We start from the raw sequence: 509 nt of genomic DNA, 5'->3' as shown, positions 1-509 counted from the left end.
TGTTTGCCACCTAACCGGAGCTTATCGCAGGCTACTACGTCCTTCATCGCCTCTGGCTGCCAAGGCATCCACCGTGTACGCTTAATCACTTGACTATATAACCCAAAACAGTCTCTTCATCGCCCGCCTTTCGACTGGCAACTCCAATTCCGCCCAGGCCATTCATCGTGATAACGATTCACCATAAAGACACAAGTGTCAGAAAGTCTCTAACGCTTGCATTCTCAATGAATACTTGGACTTCTCATTTCCCAAATTTTTAAAGAGCTTCTCATATCATCAAATATGAGACCGATTAAAAAACCGGAAACAAATAATCCCGAAGGAATCACTTGTTTCCGGCTTCTTGCCGGTAACAACTAGACAAGCAAACGTGTGAGCCCTGAATGGGATCGAGATCTTCGTCGTTAAGGAGGTGATCCAGCCGCAGGTTCCCCTACGGCTACCTTGTTACGACTTCACCCCAGTCATGAACCACACCGTGGTGATCGTCCTCCCGAAGGTTAGAC

2 rRNA genes are annotated in these 509 nt (G+C 47.5%); both read right to left on the bottom strand.

Annotation, left to right across the window (positions count from 1 at the left end):
- Nucleotides 1–95 (bottom strand): 23S ribosomal RNA (locus D4A39_RS17000); the annotation flags it as partial.
- 313 nt (nucleotides 96–408) lie between these two features.
- A 16S ribosomal RNA gene (locus tag D4A39_RS16995) occupies nucleotides 409–509 on the bottom strand; the annotation flags it as partial.

The sequence above is a fragment of the Alcanivorax profundi genome (genome assembly GCF_003597125.1).
In the GTDB taxonomy this organism is placed as follows: domain Bacteria; phylum Pseudomonadota; class Gammaproteobacteria; order Pseudomonadales; family Alcanivoracaceae; genus Alcanivorax; species Alcanivorax profundi.
The sequence above is the reverse complement of the archived record's forward strand: the minus strand, read 5'-3'. Positions and strand labels throughout refer to the sequence as shown.